Origin of the sequence: Massilia sp. GER05 (assembly GCF_052056005.1) — a bacterium.
Classification (GTDB): domain Bacteria; phylum Pseudomonadota; class Gammaproteobacteria; order Burkholderiales; family Burkholderiaceae_D; genus Telluria; species Telluria orientalis.
This window is the reverse complement of the sequence record NZ_CP178858.1, coordinates 1,577,284-1,594,505: the sequence shown is the minus strand read 5'-3', so window position 1 is coordinate 1,594,505 and position 17,222 is coordinate 1,577,284. Positions and strand designations below refer to the sequence as shown.

13 protein-coding genes and 1 tRNA gene are annotated in these 17,222 nt (G+C 65.2%); 5 read left to right on the top strand and 9 right to left on the bottom strand.

Features of this window, described 5'->3' with window-relative positions:
* Positions 1-2: 2 nt before the first annotated feature.
* Complete coding sequence (locus ACL58G_RS07070; RefSeq protein WP_413336964.1) at positions 3-656, bottom strand: protein-L-isoaspartate O-methyltransferase family protein; 654 nt, start codon at positions 654-656, stop codon at positions 3-5.
* Positions 657-820: 164 nt separating this feature from the next.
* A complete protein-coding gene (locus tag ACL58G_RS07065) occupies positions 821-1,468 on the bottom strand; it encodes a TetR/AcrR family transcriptional regulator (RefSeq protein WP_160410642.1) in 648 nt (215 codons plus the stop codon).
* A gap of 116 nt (positions 1,469-1,584) precedes the next feature.
* Between ACL58G_RS07065 and ACL58G_RS07060 the strand changes: the two genes are divergently transcribed.
* The 3 genes from ACL58G_RS07060 to recQ all read left to right on the top strand — a co-directional run bounded on the left by ACL58G_RS07060 (position 1,585) and on the right by recQ (position 4,642).
* Entirely contained in the window at positions 1,585-1,857 is a 273-nt protein-coding gene (locus tag ACL58G_RS07060; RefSeq protein ID WP_440965947.1) for a YkgJ family cysteine cluster protein, read from the top strand.
* Positions 1,858-1,965: 108 nt separating this feature from the next.
* Positions 1,966-2,799 carry an undecaprenyl-diphosphate phosphatase gene (locus ACL58G_RS07055; protein WP_413381584.1) on the top strand — a complete coding sequence of 278 codons (834 nt, stop codon included), beginning with the start codon at positions 1,966-1,968 and terminating at the stop codon, positions 2,797-2,799.
* Between the two features lie 22 nt (positions 2,800-2,821).
* Complete coding sequence (gene recQ / locus ACL58G_RS07050; RefSeq protein ID WP_413336967.1) at positions 2,822-4,642, top strand: DNA helicase RecQ; 1,821 nt, start codon at positions 2,822-2,824, stop codon at positions 4,640-4,642.
* Between the two features lie 82 nt (positions 4,643-4,724).
* Here recQ and trmB read toward each other — a convergent pair whose 3' ends face one another.
* Positions 4,725-5,405: a tRNA (guanosine(46)-N7)-methyltransferase TrmB gene (trmB, locus tag ACL58G_RS07045; RefSeq protein WP_413385946.1), complete on the bottom strand. Its 681-nt coding sequence runs from the start codon at positions 5,403-5,405 to the stop codon at positions 4,725-4,727.
* 139 nt (positions 5,406-5,544) lie between these two features.
* Here trmB and ACL58G_RS07040 point away from each other — a divergent pair, with 139 nt between their 5' ends.
* Positions 5,545-6,663: a succinylglutamate desuccinylase/aspartoacylase family protein gene (locus ACL58G_RS07040; protein WP_413381580.1), complete on the top strand. Its 1,119-nt coding sequence runs from the start codon at positions 5,545-5,547 to the stop codon at positions 6,661-6,663.
* A gap of 119 nt (positions 6,664-6,782) precedes the next feature.
* Here the strand turns inward: ACL58G_RS07040 and ACL58G_RS07035 are convergent, their stop codons facing one another.
* From ACL58G_RS07035 to ACL58G_RS07015, 5 genes are all read right to left on the bottom strand, one after another.
* A complete protein-coding gene (locus ACL58G_RS07035; RefSeq protein WP_440965944.1) occupies positions 6,783-9,467 on the bottom strand; it encodes a bifunctional diguanylate cyclase/phosphodiesterase in 2,685 nt (894 codons plus the stop codon).
* Between the two features lie 102 nt (positions 9,468-9,569).
* Complete coding sequence (locus tag ACL58G_RS07030) at positions 9,570-10,112, bottom strand: response regulator (protein WP_440965942.1); 543 nt, start codon at positions 10,110-10,112, stop codon at positions 9,570-9,572.
* Between the two features lie 135 nt (positions 10,113-10,247).
* Positions 10,248-12,287: a hybrid sensor histidine kinase/response regulator gene (locus ACL58G_RS07025; protein ID WP_440965940.1), complete on the bottom strand. Its 2,040-nt coding sequence runs from the start codon at positions 12,285-12,287 to the stop codon at positions 10,248-10,250.
* Between the two features lie 225 nt (positions 12,288-12,512).
* Positions 12,513-14,180, bottom strand: a complete 1,668-nt coding sequence (ltrA, locus tag ACL58G_RS07020) for a group II intron reverse transcriptase/maturase (RefSeq protein ID WP_440965938.1) — start codon at positions 14,178-14,180, stop codon at positions 12,513-12,515.
* Between the two features lie 17 nt (positions 14,181-14,197).
* A tRNA-Gly gene (locus ACL58G_RS07015) sits at positions 14,198-14,271 on the bottom strand.
* 993 nt (positions 14,272-15,264) lie between these two features.
* On the opposite strand from ACL58G_RS07015, the gene epsC reads away from it, so the two are divergent.
* Positions 15,265-16,197 (top strand): serine O-acetyltransferase EpsC, encoded by a 933-nt coding sequence (gene epsC, locus ACL58G_RS07010; RefSeq protein WP_413342610.1) that lies wholly within the window; start codon positions 15,265-15,267, stop codon positions 16,195-16,197.
* Here the strand turns inward: epsC and ACL58G_RS07005 are convergent, their stop codons facing one another.
* The gene (locus ACL58G_RS07005) at positions 16,198-17,217 is read right to left on the bottom strand and encodes a TraB/GumN family protein (protein WP_440965936.1); all 1,020 of its coding nucleotides are present in this window, start codon (positions 17,215-17,217) and stop codon (positions 16,198-16,200) included.
* Between the last annotated feature and the right edge of the window lie 5 nt (positions 17,218-17,222).

Here is a 17,222-nt window from a genome sequence, read left to right as displayed (position 1 = left end):
TCTCAGAACTGGAAGTGCGACGGCACCGGGGCGCCCGTCAGGTAGCGCACGTTGGTCTCGAACACCTTGACCGTGCTGTAGGCGTTGTCGCCGGTACGGGTGATGATCGAGGCTTCCATCACCGGTGCCTGGCCGACGATGGCGGCGATGCGGCCACCCACCTTCACCTGCTTCAGGATCGCTTCCGGCAGCACTTCCAGCGCGCCCGAGATCACGATCACGTCGTACGGCGCACCTTTTTCCCAGCCCTGGGCGCCGTTGCCGACTTCGACGGTCACGTTGTGGACGCCGGCATTGGCCAGGTTCTTCTTGGCCTGTTCCGCCGTTTCCGGATTGATTTCCACGGTGGTCACCTTGGCGGCGCGGTGCGCCAGCAGGGCGGCCATGTAGCCCGAACCCGTACCGATTTCCAGCACGGTCTCGTGCTTCTTCACACCTGTTTCCTGCAGGATGCGTGCCTCGAACTTCGGCGCCAGCATGGCGTCACCGCCCGGCAGCGGGATCTCGACGTCGGCGAACGCCAGGTTCTGGTACGCCGCCGGCACGAACTGTTCGCGCTTGACGACGTGCAGCAGGTCGAGCACATCCTGGTCCAGCACGTTCCACGGACGGATCTGCTGTTCGATCATGTTGAAGCGGGCTTGTTCGATATTCATCTTTAGACTCGGTGGGAAAATAAATAATCCGATATTTTATCGTTGAACGGCTTCAGCAAACATATCTTAACGACATGGGGCTGAGTGCCAGCGGAAATTGCGACAGTCTGCAGTTTCCGGGGCATGAACCCCGGAAAACAGCGTCTTGACGTAGGAAAACGGGGTCAAACGGGAGGCGCGGCCGGCAGGAGGCCATGCAGCGCCATGTCGAGGAAGGTGTCGAGGAAGGCCAGCGGCTCCAGCTCCGCACGCGGGCACGGGCCGACCGAATGCTTCCAGATGATCAGGGTGAGCATCGGGGCGACGAGCACCTGGGTCATCGTGTTGACGTCGATCTTGCGGAATTCGCCGCGCGCGATGCCCCGTTCGAGCATCGACGCCATGGCATTGGTGCCGCGGGTGATCACTTCTTCCTGATAAAAGCGGGCCAGTTCCGGGAAATTGTCCGCTTCGGCCATGACGAGCTTGATGATGCCGGAGGCCTTGGTCGCGCCCAGCCGCTGCCACCAGGAGTGGATCAGCTGGCGCAGCAGGTCGGCACTGTGGCCGTCGAACTCGGCGACGGACGCCTCCGCCTCACCGATCACGGGCACGATATTGCTGCGCACGACGGCCTTGAACAGCTCTTCCTTGTTCTCGTAATACAGGTACAAGGTGCCCTTGGACACGCCGGCGCGGCGCGCGACGTCTTCCAGGCGTGTGGCGGCGTAGCCACGCTCGACGAACAGGTCGATGGCCGCCTCCAGCAACTCCTGGGGCCGCGCGTCCTTACGGCGCTCCCAGCGCGGCTTGGTGTCAAAAGGGCATGGCATGCTTCTGTCCGACAACTAACTATTGAGTCAGCAAATATAGACCTGGGGATAGGGCCAGTCAAGAACGGCCGCCTTCACCGTAGTATACTGTCTGCTTGCCTGTCCCCGGTCTTTACATGCATATCCCGCCTTCTCCTGTTTCCTGCCGCCCCGGCTGCGGCGCCTGCTGCATCGCGCCGTCGATCACGTCCCCGATTCCAGGCATGTCAAACGGCAAGCCTGCGGGCGTGCGTTGCGTGCAGCTGGACGAGCACCACGGCTGCAAGATTTTCGGGCAGCCGGGCCGCCCGCGCGTGTGCGGCAGCCTGCCGCCGTCGGGCGAGATGTGCGGCGACACGCGCGAGCACGCGATGTTCTTCCTGGCCGAACTGGAGCGCTTGACAGCCTGACATGGCGACACGGTAACTCGACGGCAGTCCCCTTCCTCATGGTAAGCTTGCGGCCCGCGCAATATCTGCCGCGCACGCGTCCCCAACCCTACCGAACCGCACACACCAATGGATATCATTCTCGCCCTGAAAGCGATCATCATGGGCCTCGTCGAGGGCTTCACCGAATTCCTGCCGATCTCGTCCACCGGACACCTGATCCTGGCCGGTAGTCTGATCAATTTCACGGGCGAAGTGGCCCAAGTGTTCGAAATCGCCATCCAGGCCGGCGCGATCCTGGCCGTGATGTGGGAATACCGTGCGCGCATCGGCGCCGTGCTCGGTGGCATCACGTCCGATCCGCGCCAGCAAAAGCTCGTCATCAACCTGATCGTCGCGTTCCTGCCGGCGGCCGTGCTGGGCTTCCTGTTCAGCAAGGCGATCAAGGCGCATTTGTTCGCGCCGGTGCCCGTGGCCCTGGCGTTCATCGTCGGCGCGTTCGTGATCCTGTGGGCGGAGCGCCGCCACAAGGTGCTGCCGGGCGCGCACCGCGTCCAGACCGTGGACGACATGACCGTCGTCGACGCGTTCAAGGTCGGCTGCGCCCAGTGCTTCGCGCTGATCCCGGGCACGAGCCGGTCGGGTGCGACGATCATCGGCGGCATGCTGTTCGGCCTGTCGCGCACGGCCGCGACGGAGTTCTCGTTCTTCCTCGCGATTCCCACGCTGCTGGCCGCGACCGTGTATTCCGTCTTCAAGGCGCGCCACGACCTGCACGCGTCCGACCTGCCGCTGTTCCTGATTGGCGGCGTGGCGGCGTTCATTTCCGCCTTCCTGTGCGTACGTTGGCTGTTGCGCTTCATCAGCACGCACGACTTCACGGGCTTCGCCTGGTACCGTATCGTGTTCGGTGTGGTCGTGTTGATCACCGCCCATTTCGGCTGGGTGGTCTGGGCCGAATAATCAGAAAGCAGCAAGCACCATCATGACGAGCGACATCGAGCAACGCGCGCTGCAAATCCTGCAGACGGTCTTCGGCTATCCCGCCTTCCGCGGACAGCAGGCCGACATCGTCGAGCATGTGGCGTCCGGCGGCGATGCGCTCGTGCTGATGCCTACCGGCGGCGGCAAGTCGCTGTGCTACCAGATTCCCGCGCTGCTGCGCGACGGCGTCGGCGTCGTCGTCTCCCCGCTGATCGCGCTGATGCAGGACCAGGTCGACGCGCTGGCCGAAGTGGGCGTGCGCGCCGCGTTCCTGAACTCGACGCAGACGTTCGAAGAGACCCTGCGCATCGAACGCATGGTGCGCACCGGCGAACTGGACCTCGTCTACGTGGCACCCGAACGCCTGATGACGCCGCGCTGCCTGGAACTGTTCGAGTCCGCGCACATCTCGCTGTTCGCCATCGACGAGGCGCACTGCGTGTCGCAATGGGGCCACGACTTCCGGCCCGAATACATCCGCCTGTCGATCCTGCACGAGCGCTTCCCGCACGTGCCGCGCATCGCGCTGACGGCAACCGCCGACCAGCTCACGCGCGCGGAAATCGCCCAGCGCCTGCAGCTGGAAGAGGCGCGGCAGTTCGTGTCGTCGTTCGACCGCCCGAACATCCGCTATTCCATCGTCGAAAAGACGAACGGCCGCAAGCAGCTGCTCGACTTCATCACGGCGGAACACCCGGGCGACTCGGGCATCGTCTACTGCCTGTCGAGAAAGAAGGTCGAGGAGACGGCGGAATTCCTGAACGAGAACGGCATCCGCGCCCTGCCCTATCACGCGGGCATGGAGTATTCGCTGCGGGCCGACAACCAGGCGCGCTTCCTGCGTGAAGACAACATCGTGATGGTGGCCACCATCGCGTTCGGCATGGGCATCGACAAGCCGGACGTGCGCTTCGTCTGCCACCTCGACCTGCCGAAATCGCTCGAGGGCTATTACCAGGAGACGGGCCGCGCGGGCCGCGACGGGCTGCCGTCCAATGCGTGGATGGCCTACGGTTTGCAGGACGTCGTGCTGCAGCGCCGGATGATCGACGAGTCCGAGGCCGACGAGAATTTCAAGCGCGTGCTGTCGTCGAAGCTCGACGCGATGCTGGGCCTGTGCGAGACGCTCAGCTGCCGGCGCATGCGCCTGCTCGAATACTTCGGCGAGCGCTCCGGCCCATGCGGCAATTGCGACACGTGCCTCATTCCGCCGACGTCGTTCGACGCGACGGTGCCCGTGCAAAAGCTGCTGTCGGCGATCTACCGCGTCGACCAGCGCTTCGCGGCCGGTCACGTGATCGACGTGCTGCGCGGCGTGAGCTCCGAGCGCATCGTCCAGTGGCACCACGACAAGCTGACCGTGTTCGGCGTGGGCGCCGAGCGCGGCGAGCAGGAATGGCGCGCCATCGTGCGCCAGACGATCGCCCTGGGCCTCGTCACCGTCGACCACGACGCGTTCAGTTCACTCAAGCTGACGGAAGCGGCGCGGCCGGTGCTGAAAGGCGAGCAGAAAGTGCAGCTGCGCCAGTACCAGAAGCCCGTGAAACCCAAGCGCACGTCGACGCCGCGCGGCAGCTACGAGGAGGTCGAGCTGTCGAAGTCCGAGCAGGCGATCTTCGACAAGCTGCGCTGGTGGCGCGTCGAGACGGCGCGCGCGCACGGCGTGCCCGCCTACGTCGTGTTCCAGGACGCCACCCTGCGCGAGATCGCCAAGGTCAAGCCGGTGTCGCTCGACCAGTTGCGCGGCGTCTCGGGCGTCGGCGAGAAGAAGCTGACGTCCTACGGCGACGAGATCGTCGGGATCATCAGCGAGATGGTTTGACGTTACGCGTGGGCGCGGGGCGCCCACCCTACGATATCTCGGTGCCGTAGGGTGGGCACCCCGTGCCCACCAAATGCACGCGTTATCGTTTCGTGAAGACGAGGTCCCACACGCCGTGGCCGAGTTTGAGGCCGCGGTTCTCGAACTTGGTCAGCGGCCGGTACGACGGCTTCTCCGCATAGCCCTCGGCCGTGTTCCGCAGCGCCGGCTCCGCTCCCAGCACTTCCAGCATCTGCACCGCGTAATCTTCCCAGTCCGTCGCGCAGTGAATATAGCCGCCCTGCGCCAGCTTCTGGCACAGCAGTTGCACGAACGGCGGCTGGATCAGGCGGCGCTTGTTGTGGCGCGCCTTGTGCCATGGGTCGGGGAAGAAGATGTGCACGCCCGCCAGCGAACCGTCGGCGATCATGTTGTTCAGCACCTCGACGGCATCGTGCTGGATGAGGCGCAGGTTCTGGATGTCCTGTTCGCCGGCCAGTTTCAGCAGGCTGCCCACGCCCGGCGTGTGCACTTCGACGCCGACGAAATCCTTGTCCGGCATCGCCTTCGCGATGTGCGCCGTCGTGTCGCCCATGCCGAAGCCGATCTCCAGGATCAACGGCGCGGTGCGGCCGAACGGGGCGTGGAAATCGAATTGGGCCTTGCGGTACTCGATCAGGTAATGCGGACCATACGCTTCCAGCGCGCGCGCCTGGCCGGTCGACAGGCGGCCGGCGCGGGTGACGAAACTGCGGATGCGGCGGTCGGTCGGGTCGTAGAGCATCGGGCGGCCCTGCTCGTTGGTAGGCGTATCGGCGGACATGGGGAATGAAAGAATGAGGAAAAAACGGGCGCCATTATAACCCGGCGCTTTCCGGCCGCGATCTCGGACATAATGCATCTGTTGCAACCAGGAGCCACCGATGCGCCAGCAGACCCACCCGATCGCCACCGAAGACAACGTCGCCGCCTACCGCCTGACCTCCTTCCACTACGGTACGCCGGGCAGCGGCAGGAAGGTCTACATCCAGGCCTCGCTGCACGCGGACGAGGTGCCCGCGATGCTCGTCGCGCACGTGCTGCGCCGTGAGCTCGACCGGCTGGATGCGGAGAACAAGGTCACCGGCGAGATCATCCTGGTGCCGGCCGCGAATCCGATCGGGCTGTCGCAGGTGATCCACGGCGCGCCGTTCGGGCGTTTCGACCTCGCTACCGGCACCAATTTCAACCGCTCGTACCGGCACGTGGCCGCGGCGTTGAAGGCGTCGCTGCAGGACAAGCTCGGCGCGGATCCCGCCGCCAACGCGGCCCTCGTGCGCGAGCACGCGCGCCGCGAAGTGGCCGCATGGCTGCCATCGAGCGCGACGGAAGAGCTCAAGAAGACGCTGCTGGGCATGGCGATCGACGCCGACATCATGCTCGACCTCCACTGCGACAACGAGGCCGTGCTGCACATGTACACGGGCACGCCGCTCGCCGGGCGGGTACAACCGCTGGCCGCGCTGATGGGCGCGCACGCCGTGCTGCTGGCGACGGAATCCGGCGGCGAGCCGTTCGACGAAGCGTGCAGCCGCGTGTGGTGGGAACTGGCGGAACACTTCGGCGACCGCTTCCCGATCCCGTCCGGCTGCGTGGGCGTGACGGTCGAGCTGCGCGGCGAGAACGACGTGCGCTACGACCTGGCCGAACGGGACGCGCACGCGCTACTGCAATACCTGGCGCGCGAGGGCGTCGTCGACCTGCCCGTCGCGCCGCTGCCGGCGCCGCTGTGCGAACCGACGCCACTGGAAGGCGTGGAACCGCTGCACGCGCCACATGCGGGGGTGCTCGTGTTCCTGAAAAAACTGGGCGACCAGGTGCGGGCCGGCGATGCCGTGGCCGACATCGTCGATCCGGTCAGCGGCAGGACGACGGCCTTGCGGTGCACGCAGTCCGGGGTGCTGTTCGCGAGCACGGCGCATCGTCACCTGCTGCGCGGGATGCACGTTTGTAAGATCGCGGGGGCGGAGGCGTCGCGGACGGGCAGTCTGCTGGGCGCCTGACCGGAACGTATGCACCGTCGCCCCTGCGAAGGCAGGGGCCCAAGTTTCATGCGCAGTGGCGGGGCATGCAAAATTGGGTCCCCGCCTTCGCGGGGACGACGTAGCGAGCGTCGCGTGTCCTACGCTGCCAACTCTTCCTTGAACAGATAGCGCTGCGCCAGCAACGGACCGATGCCCGCCGCCGGCAGCGGCCTCGCAACGAAATACCCCTGCACCTCGTTGCACTTCAGCGCCCGCAGGATCTGCAGCTGCTCCTCGTTCTCGACGCCTTCCGCCACGACTTCCATCCCGAGCGCGTGCGCCATCGACACGATGGCCTGGAAGAACACGGTGCCTTCGCGCGAGCGTCCCAGTTCGGCCGTGAATGAGCGGTCGACCTTCAGCACGTCCATCTTCATGCGCTGCAGCTGCGACAGCGACGAGTAGCCGGTGCCGAAATCGTCGACGTGCAGCTTGACGCCCAGCGCGCGGATCGCGGCCAGCTCGGCGAGGATCTCGGCCTGGTCGCCCATCATCGCGGACTCCGTGATCTCCACTTCGAGCAGGCCGGCCGGCACGGCGTGGCGGGCCAGCGCGTCTTCGAGCTCGCGCTGCACGCTGCCGCGCAGGAACTGCTTCGGCGAGACGTTGATCGACACCGGCACCGGCACGGCGCCGTGCGCGCGCCAGGCCGCCAGCTGGGCGCAGGCCTGGTCGATCACGATGGCGCCGATCGGCACGATCAGGCCGCTGGATTCGGCCAGCGGGATGAATTCGTCCGGGCGGATCATGCCCAGCTGCGGATGCTCCCAGCGCAGCAGCGCTTCCATGCTCAGGAGCTCGCCCGTGCGCGTGTCCACGCGGGGCTGGTAGTGCAGCACGAACTGGCGCTTGTCGATCGCTTCCAGCAGGCGCTGGCGCAGCTGGGTGCGCGTCTTGAGGATGTTCGACTGCGCGGGGTCGAAGAAGCGGTACTGGCCCTTGCCCTCGGCCTTGCCCGCGTACATGGCGATGTCGCCGTGGCGGATCAGGGTGGCCGCATCGAGACCGTCACGCGGGTACACGGCGATGCCGACCGAGGCGCCGATCATGTGCTGGTCGTCGGCGATCGGGAACGGTTTGCTGAAGGCTTCGACGATGCGCGTGGCGACGATGGCCACCTGCTGGTCGCTGTCGAAGGGGCTCAGCAAGACGACGAATTCATCGCCGCCGAAACGCGCCACGCTGTCGCCCGGACGCAGTTGCGACAGCAGGCGCTCGGCCGCCAGCTGGAGCAGGCGGTCGCCGACGGCGTGGCCGTGCGTATCGTTGACCTGCTTGAATTCGTCGAGGTCGATGAACAGCAGCGCCGCGCCGTGGTCGCCGTCGTCCGCGCGCGCCAGCGCCACGGGCACGAAGTTCAGGAACCAGTGGCGGTTCGGCAGGCCGGTGAGGCTGTCCTCGTTGGCCAGGCGCGCGAGCTGGGATTCGTGTTCCTTGCGCTCGCTGATGTCCTGCAGGGTGACGGCGAGGTTGTCGCCCACGCGCACGATGCGGCGATGGCCCCAGCGGATGTTCAGCCGGTTGTTGTCGGGCATGCGCCGGTCTTCCTGGTGGAAGCCGACGGCCAGCGCCGTACGGTAATTGGCGGTCAGGTCGTCGAAGGACTTGCCGTGGTGGAGCTGCGAAATCAGGCTGCCGACGAGTTGCGCGTGCGTCGTGCCGTAGAAGAAGGCGCCGCGCTCGTTGCAGTCGACGATGCGGAAGTCGACCGTCTGCCCCTTGCGGTCGCGCACCGGCGCGATCATGTAGAAACCGTCGTTGCCGCTGTCGGTGGCCGTGCGGTAGGCGCGCTGGATCTCGGCCCGCTCGCGCGCCCGCGCCGCCGCGCGCAGCGACAGCATGCTCGCACCCAGCGCCAGCAGGGTCAGCACGGCGGTGGCCACCAGCGTGTGGTTGCGGCTGTCCGTCCAGTAGGCGTCGGCTGCTTCCAGCACGGCCGTATGCGACAGCGCGACGAGGGCCACGAGCGGATACGCGCCGGAGCGGCGCCAGCCCAGCACGCGCGGCTCGCCGTCGGCAAAGCCGCCCTGCCCGTCGACCAGCTGCACGCCGCGTGCCACCGGCCAGCGGTCGGCGTTCGCGGGCAGCAGCGAGGCGGCGCCCATGGTCCGCACGATGCCGCTGGCGTCCTGCTCGACGCGCAAGGCGTTGTCGGTGCCGACGAGCGCCAGCAGGCTGCCGGGCCCCAGCGTGGGCGAGCTGACGAACGACGTGAAATACGCGGCGTCGACGGCCATCAGCAGCACGCCGTCGAAGCCGTCGTCAGGCGTGTCGAGCCGGCGCGTGAAGAGGATGGTGCCACGCGCTTCGTCCAGTTCCGGCGGCGGCGTGCCGATGCGCAGCGCGGTCGAGATGGCGTTGCGGTGCTGGATGAAGAAGTCGGCCCGGGACAGATTCAGCCCGCGCGCGTGGATGCGGCTCGAGGAGCGGACCGCGCCGTCCGGCCCGATCACGCTCACGTTGACGAAGGCGGCGTCGGTGAACATGCCGTCGCGGCGCATGTTCTCGATCAGGCTGCGGTCGCGCGCGTGCTCCCAGCTGTGCTTGAGCTGCATGGTGATCTGGTCGACCTGGGCGACCGAGCGGGTGACGTACTGCTCGTAGGCTTCGGCATACGCGTCGGCCTCCTTGAACGCCTGCTCCTCGGCGCGCCGGCGTTCCGCGCCGGCGTGCAGGATGGTGGCGGTCCAGAGGGCGGCACAGGCGAGCAGGGCCAGCGCGGGCCACAGCAGCGCGAGGAATCGGTGGGTGCGCGGGGCGGTGTGCGCACTGGACTTGGACATGCGGGTTCCGTCAGAAAGGCGTGCGGGGATGCACGCTCAGTTACTGTTCAGCAACCCGCAGTGTAAGAAAAGAAAGTGACGGGATGATGACACGGCCGCGCGTCAGGCCGGCGTGCCCTTCGCCAGCGCCTGCGCCAGCGCATCCACGTCGGCCGGCTTCACGAAATGGTAATGGAAACCCGCGGCCTTCGACGCGTCGCGGTCCTGCTGCTGGCCATAGCCCGTGAGCGCGATGAACAGCGCCCCGGCCGCACGCGGCAGCGCGCGGATCTGGCGCGCCAGTTCGTGGCCGTCCATGCCCGGCAGGCCGATGTCGAGGACGAACGCGTCGAAGGACCGTTCGCGCGCGCAGGCGAGCGCCTGCAGCGGGTCGTATTCGATGGACGCCTCGTGGCCCAGCACCTCCAGCAGCATCGCCACCGTCTGGGCGGCGTCGGCGTTGTCGTCGACGACGAGCACGCGCCGCACGCCCGGCTGCGCCGCGGCGCCGCCGGCGGCGTCGACGGCCACGGCCCCCGGCCCCGCATGCGGCGGCCTGGCCGTCGACGCGGCACCCTTGTCCGGTCCCACGCCCTGCGTGGCGGCCTGTCCGCCGTGCCGTTCGAGGAGGCTGATCTCCTGCGGTTTTTCGATGGTGTCGTACATATGCTCGTCCCCGTTTTCGCCCGCGTTGACTATGGTACGAAAATACGCCGCCCCGGCGCGCAACTTACGCAGGGGGGGCATGCACCTAGGATAGCGCTCCTTGTTCCGCGCGGCAATACGCGCACGCAAGAACGTTCAGCGCCGCGCTTCCGCCCGGGCCAGCACCTCGTTGACCTCGTTCAGGTCGGCCGGCTTGACGAGGTAATGGTCGAAGCCGGCCTGCTGGGCCTCCTCGCGATCCTGGTTCTGGCCGTAGCCGGTCAGGGCGACGAGCGTGGCGCCCGCGCTCTCGGGCTGTGCGCGCAGGCGCCGCGCCAGTTCGTAGCCGTCCATGTCGGGCAGGCCGATGTCGAGCAGCAGGACGTCCGGATGCTCGCTTCTCGCCCGCGCCAGCGCGCCGCGCGCATCGTATTCGACGCTGACCGCGTGGCCCTGCACTTCGAGCAGCGCGGCCAGCATCTGGGCCGCGTCGGCATTGTCGTCGACGACCAGCACGCGCAGGTTGCCATTGTCCGGCGCCGTGCCCGCCGCGGCCCCGCCGCCATCGTTGGCCGCCGCCGCCGGCGCGCGCGCCGCGCACGGCAGGCAGATCGAGAACTCGCTGCCCTGCCCCAGGCCCTCGCTGCGGGCATGCACGGTGCCGCCGTGCAGCGCGACGAGGCTTTTCACCAGCGCCAGGCCGATCCCGAGCCCGCCCTGCGACCGGTCGGGCGTGCGTTCGGCCTGCGTGAACAGGTCGAAGATGTACGGCAGGACTTCCGGCGCGATGCCGACGCCGTTGTCGCGCACGGCCACGGTCACCTGCCCGTCGCCCACGGTCACGGCCAGCACGATGCGGCCGCCGGGCGCCGTGTACTTGGCGGAGTTGTTGAGGATGTTCGAGATGACCTGCACGAGGCGCGTGCGGTCGCCCGTCACGTGCGCCGGCTGGCCCGACAGCTGCAGGGTCAGCGCATGGCGGCGCGCGTCGATCAGCGGCCGCACCTGCTCGACGGCGGCGGACACGATCACGTTCAGGTCCAGCGCTTCCATCTCCAGCGTGACGAGGCCGCGCGTGACGCGCGAGACGTCCAGCAGGTCGTTGACGAGGTCCGTCATGTGCTCGGCCTGGCGCACGATGATCTCGCTGGCGTTGGCCACGCTCCTGGCGTCCAGCCGGCCGAGCTTCAGCAGCTGGGCCGCCGTCATGATGGGCGCGAGCGGATTGCGCAGCTCGTGCGCCAGCATCGCGAGGAACTGGTCCTTCTGGCGGTTGGCGGCGCGCAGCTCGTCCTCGACGAGCTTGCGGTCGGTGACGTCGCTGCCTTCCACGAAGATGCCGCTGACGGCCCCGTTCTCGTCGCGGATCGGCTGGTAGACGAAGTCGATGTAGCGCTCTTCCAGCGGCCCTTCCGGTTCGCGCTGCAGGCGCACGGGCAGCGCATGGCCGACGAACGGCTCGCCCGTCGCGTACACGCGGTCGAGCAGTTCGAGGAAGCCCTGGCCGACGATTTCCGGCAGCGCCTCGCGCGCGCGCTTGCCGACGATCGGGCGGTGGCCGACCAGCTGCATGTACGACTGGTTCGTCAGCTCGAACACGTGCTCGGGGCCGCGCAGCACGGCCATGATCCCCGGCGCCTGCGAGAACAGGCCGCGCAGCCGCTCGTTTTCCTCGTTGCGGTATTTCTCGGCCAGCACCTGCTCGGTGACCTCGACGCACGCGCAATACATGCCGGCGATCGCCCCGTCCTCGTCGCGCACGGGCGAATACGAGAACGTGAACCAGGTCGGCTCGTCGTAGCCGTGGCGGTTCATCACGAGGTACAGGCGGTCGGCATACGTCGCCTCGCCGCGCAGCGCGCGTTCGATCAGCGGGTTGATGTCGTGCCAGATCTCGGCCCAGATGTCGTGGAAGCGCCCGCCCAGCGCGGCCGGATGCTTGTCGCCGAGGATCTCGCGATACGGATCGTTGTACAGGAATGCGAGTTCCTTCCCCCATGCGACGAACATGGGGAATTTCGAGTTGAGCATCAGCCCGACGACCGTGCGCAGCGCCTGCGGCCACGTGCGCGGATGGCCCAGCGGCGACGTGGACCAGTCGTGCGCACGCATCATCGCGCCCACTTCGCCGCCGCCGCTCAGGAACATCAGGGCGCCGGCATGGTTTTCGTCAGACTGTTGTCTGTTTTCTTGCATGATTGACACTGGTTGAAGCAACAACGCCAGTGTGCCATAAGGGCTTGCCGCAGGGCGCGCGCAGCGGTCGGTATGTTTCAGGGGAGGGATTGAAGATGGAGCGGGTGAAGGGAATCGAACCCTCGTCGTAAGTTGGGTAAGGAGAGCGCCTCGCGGCACTCCCCTCCCCTTAGAACCGTACGTGCGAGTTTCCCCGCATACGGCTCAAGCAATCCATCAGCATCCCTACTTGAACATCGAGATGCCGGCAGGACCGTGTTTCTCTCTAGCGTGATACTGCATATGGCAGTTTTGGTGCAACAACACCAGGTTGGTCAACTTGTCAGATCCACGTTCAGATCGCTTGACGATATGGTGCAGATGCCACCCCGTCTCGCGTGTGATCTTCTGTTCGCACACCGGGCACCGACCTTCCTGCCACCACCACAACCATCGCAGCTTTCGCCGCCCCTCCAGAGTCCTCTCCATCCGCTGCGCGAGCCGTCTGGAGAAGTATTCATCATCCTTCGGATCATATGGATTCGCGTCGCTGTTGATCTTGGCATGGACCTGCTTCGTATAACCACCCAAGACCGGCAGGAGCTTATCCTTATCGGCGAAATACCACTCACGCCCCTTTACACACCTGAAGTAGCGCTTCTTGACCCACTTCTTTCCCTTGTTGGGATGGCGTCTGCACGCCCAGCGCCACAACGCTTGCCAGATTTGATGATCGCACTTCGCAAACGTCCGGGTCGAGTTCTGGCTTCGATGATAGTTGGCCCATCCCCTGATGACCGGCGTGAGTTTCTCTATCACCTCGACCTGTGCTACGGCCTGTCGTGTTCTCAGAAATTCCCGAATCTTGTCCAGAAACGTCTTCTGGTTCTTCTTGGAAGGTTGCACTAGCAGCCCACTGTCGAAGTACCTGACGTTCCATCCCAAAAAGTCGAATCCCTCCGTCACATGCGTGACCTTGGTTTTCTTCTCCGAGAGAACAAGTCCTCTGGTCGCAAGAAACCGCTCGACCAGAGGTTTTACTTCATTTTCCAGAAGTTCTTTCGAACTGCCTGTAATGATGAAGTCATCCGCATAACGCACCAGATTGACCTTCGCGGTCCGCGCTTCTCTCACCGTTCGGAACAGTGAGGCAAGTTCGTTTTGCAGCCCATCCAATGCGAGATTCGCCAGTACCGGAGAGATGATGCCTCCCTGCGGCGTTCCGGCTTGCGTCGGGAACAGCCTTCCCATCTCGACGAACCCTGCTCTCAGCCATTTCTTTAGGACACCCTTGTCCATGCAGACATTGGCGGCCAACCAGTCGTGGCTGATATTGTCGAAGCAACCTTTGATATCCCCTTCAAGAACCCACTTGGGAGACACCTCACGGCTCAGTACATTTCGTACCTGACCGATGGCATCCGCCGTCGAGCGTTCCCGTCGAAAGCCATATGAATGAGGATCGCCGATGGTTTCGGCAACAGGGTCCAGTGCTAACAGGTGCAGCGCTTGCATGGCTCGATCACGCATGGTGGGAATGCCCAACGGGCGCTTTTCACCATTAGCTTTCGGGATATAGATGCGACGTAGTGGCAGAGGCTTGTATCTCTTGATACCGAGACCATTCACCGCCTGCCATTTCTCTTCTGGGGTGCTCCAGGTCTGCTGATCCACACCAGGAGTTTTCCGGCCACGATTCTCCGTTACCCGCCTCACGGCCAGAGCTTTCGCTCCGGTGGATTTGGTCAGGAGTCTCTGCAGGGAGCGCACCTTCCGCCATTCACCTGCTTTTGCTGCCTTCGCAATGCGTGTCTGTATCCTCGCGACAGTCTGATAAATTTTGACCCACGAAATGTCGTGCCAAGATTTCCAGCCTGTGGAGGCAATATCACAATCGTACTGACTTGCGTCCATATCAACCTCCGGTCGATTGGAGCGGGTGAAGGGAATCGAACCCTCGTCATAGGCTTGGGAAGCCTCAGCTCTACCATTGAGCTACACCCGCATCGTCCCAAAGGGAATAGACGCACTTTGCCCCCAACGGGGCATGCGTTATCCCCACTGGGTGCGATTAACAGACCTGTCTTGCGACAGATCACCAGATGGAAGTCTGCACGTTTTCACGTTAGGGCAATCTTTTCATCCCCTATCCTCTCCATTACAGAGAGGCATTCGCTTTTTCCATCATCCTCTACCTACTATAGCATCAGGCAACCTCGCGATTACCCTTGTCTGCCGTACAGGCCAGACGCCATATCAGGCTTACCTCGTTCCGTACTGGCAACAGGATTAGGAAGGTTCTGCCTTTTCGCCGGTGATACCTATGTCAGCGTGTCCGCACCAAGCAGACGGACAACCGATCACGTCGAGCCTCTTGCCGTTGCGTTTGGCTCGTCAAGCTTGACGACGTTTAATAGCAGTTCACTTTGCGTTAACCATCTAATCCAGCCTAGCGCCTCGTCCGATCGCAACTACCGAACTCCCAGCAAATCCCTCACGGAACCTACCGTACCCCGAAAGGTGGCTACATTGTCGGAGCGCTCAGCACCCCACCGTTACCAGTGACGCACCGCTCCTAGGCTACGAGGGGCTGAACCCTCGGTCTTGCCGGCCGCTGATGCACCTCAAGACAATTGCTTGTACAGCCTTCGTCGCTACATTTGTTGCTCATCAGACCTGTTCTCCCCATGGTAGCAAAGGTGCAGCTGGGGATTGACCACACTCTATGACGTGGTGTGGAGGAACGGCGTCCTTAGCGACTCGAGTCGCACGCTTGGGAAGCTTCTGCTCTACCATTGAGCTACACCCGCGTTGCCCGCATTCTACGCGGGTTCACGTTCCTTTGTCACCTTAGACATTTTTCGACATGAGCTTGTGTCGAAAAATTCGTTGAGCCCCCCATGGATGGGCTCGTATATTGAACACTCGTCCATCAGCACAGCGGAGGCACCGTGAGGCCAATTCTTTCCGACCAACACCGCCTCCGGGAGCATGAATGATGGCCGACTTCGACATTGGCGCGATCGTGCGCGACCTGAACGAGGCGCGCCGCCAATGGCGCCAGGCGCATCGTCCGGCCGGCGAGGTGCGCGGCATCGAGTTTCCGTCGCGCGACGCGCTGGCGACCATCGTCGGGCAGTTGAAAGGCGTGCTGTTTCCGCTGCGCCTGGGTCCGCCCGACCTGCGCCAGGAAAGCGAGGATTTCCACGTCGCACACGCGCTGGACACCGCCCTGCACGCGCTGCTACGCCAGGTCCGCATCGAGCTGCGCTACAGCGCCGCGCTGCGCCACCTGACCCATACCGACATCGAACCGCAGGCGCTCGAGGCCACGCGCGCGTTCGGCGCCGCGCTGCCCGGCATCCGCACCCTGCTCGACAGCGACGTGATCGCCGCCTTCCAGGGCGACCCGGCCGCGCGCAGCGTCGACGAAGTGCTGCTGTGCTATCCGGGCATCCACGCGATGATCCATTACCGCCTCGCGCATTGCCTGTACGGGCTCGGCCTGCCGCTGCTCGCGCGCATCATCGCCGAGCAGGCGCATGCGGAAACGGGCATCGACATCCACCCGGGCGCGACGATCGGCGCCGGCTTCTTCATCGACCATGGCACGGGCGTCGTGATCGGCGAGACGGCCGTCATCGGCCAGCGCGTGCGCCTGTACCAGGCCGTCACGCTGGGCGCGAAGCGCTTTCCCGCGAATGTCGACGGCACCTTGCAGAAGGGCTTGCCGCGCCATCCCGTCGTCGAGGACGACGTCGTCATCTATGCGGGCGCCACCGTGCTGGGCCGCATCACGATCGGCAAGGGCGCCGTCATCGGCGGCAATGTCTGGCTGACGCATGACGTGCCGCCGGGTGCCCGCGTGGCCCAGGCCGCGTCGCGCGAGGACGACCTGGGCGCATCGGACATATCGGGCGAGCCGGTGTAGTTACCTCGGACTTTCGACGACGTAACCCCTGGCCTGCAGGCCGGCCAGGTAGCTCGTCGGGCCGAGGATGTCCTGGATCTCCAGCACGGCGAAGGTGGCGGCATTGCTGGCCAGCGCATTCTCCGCCGCCTTCAGCCACGACGTGCGCAGGCGCTGGCGCACCTGGCGCAGGGCCGCGGCGTCCTTCGCGATCGAGCTGTTCATGACGGCGTCCAGGCATGCATCCCGCCGCTCCGCGAAGTTCAGGGCGCGGATCTCGGCGATGTCGCCGTTGGCCCAGGCATTCGCGCGCACGCGCATCGTTTCGAGATCGGTGTCCAGGGTGTCGAGCGTCTTCGTGAAGCAGACGAGGTCGGCCACCTGCGAATTCTTGAAGTCGCGCACGAGCTTGCGCGGATCGTCGACCATGACGTCGTAGCCCGAGTCGGTCATTTTGACCTTGTTCTTTTTCGCGACGTCCTCGATCTTGCCGAGCACTTCGCTGCCATAGCTCAGGCCGCTTTTCTTGAGGCCGGCGAGCAGCAGTTCCTCGCCGGCGAAGACGGGCCGGTAATGCTCGATGCCGTCGTCTTCGCCGATGTACTTGGCCTTCAGCACCGTCCAGTGCGCGTAGACGTCGGCCGGGACGACGTCATGCAGCACCGCATCGTCCGGATTGCGCTTGATGCCGATGAGGCTGGGCAACGCCGTCAATCCGCTGAAGAAACCGATGTGGGCTTTCGCGACGGGCGGCATCAAGACTTCCTGCGACTTCGCCACGAGGCGCTCGACGCGCGACGCATCCCACTCCATGTTCCGCGGCAGCGGAGAATAGGTGCCGAAGACCCACATCACGTGCGTTCCCTTCGACACCTTCCACACGCCGGGGCCGGGCCGGCGGCCTTCGATGACGACCGTCGCGGGAACGGCGCCGGCGGCCTCGGCGGCGGCGGGTTGCGCGGTCTGGTCCACGCTCTGCGCGAACGCCGGCGGGGCCAGCAGAGCCAACGAGAACACATACCCGTTGATTGTCTTCGTCATGGCGT

Coding starts and splice junctions, on each gene's coding strand:
- ACL58G_RS07005 (WP_440965936.1), bottom strand. CDS start 17,217: ATGACGAAGACAATCAACGGGTATGTGTTCTCGTTGGCTCTGCTGGCC.
- trmB (WP_413385946.1), bottom strand. CDS start 5,405: ATGCTCTACGACCCGACCGACCGCCGCATCCGCAGTTTCGTCACCCGC.
- ltrA (WP_440965938.1), bottom strand. CDS start 14,180: ATGGACGCAAGTCAGTACGATTGTGATATTGCCTCCACAGGCTGGAAA.
- ACL58G_RS07030 (WP_440965942.1), bottom strand. CDS start 10,112: ATGTACGACACCATCGAAAAACCGCAGGAGATCAGCCTCCTCGAACGG.
- ACL58G_RS07065 (WP_160410642.1), bottom strand. CDS start 1,468: ATGCCATGCCCTTTTGACACCAAGCCGCGCTGGGAGCGCCGTAAGGAC.
- ACL58G_RS07025 (WP_440965940.1), bottom strand. CDS start 12,287: ATGCAAGAAAACAGACAACAGTCTGACGAAAACCATGCCGGCGCCCTG.
- ACL58G_RS07040 (WP_413381580.1), top strand. CDS start 5,545: ATGCGCCAGCAGACCCACCCGATCGCCACCGAAGACAACGTCGCCGCC.
- ACL58G_RS07070 (WP_413336964.1), bottom strand. CDS start 656: ATGAATATCGAACAAGCCCGCTTCAACATGATCGAACAGCAGATCCGT.
- ACL58G_RS07060 (WP_440965947.1), top strand. CDS start 1,585: ATGCATATCCCGCCTTCTCCTGTTTCCTGCCGCCCCGGCTGCGGCGCC.
- epsC (WP_413342610.1), top strand. CDS start 15,265: ATGGCCGACTTCGACATTGGCGCGATCGTGCGCGACCTGAACGAGGCG.
- ACL58G_RS07035 (WP_440965944.1), bottom strand. CDS start 9,467: ATGTCCAAGTCCAGTGCGCACACCGCCCCGCGCACCCACCGATTCCTC.
- recQ (WP_413336967.1), top strand. CDS start 2,822: ATGACGAGCGACATCGAGCAACGCGCGCTGCAAATCCTGCAGACGGTC.
- ACL58G_RS07055 (WP_413381584.1), top strand. CDS start 1,966: ATGGATATCATTCTCGCCCTGAAAGCGATCATCATGGGCCTCGTCGAG.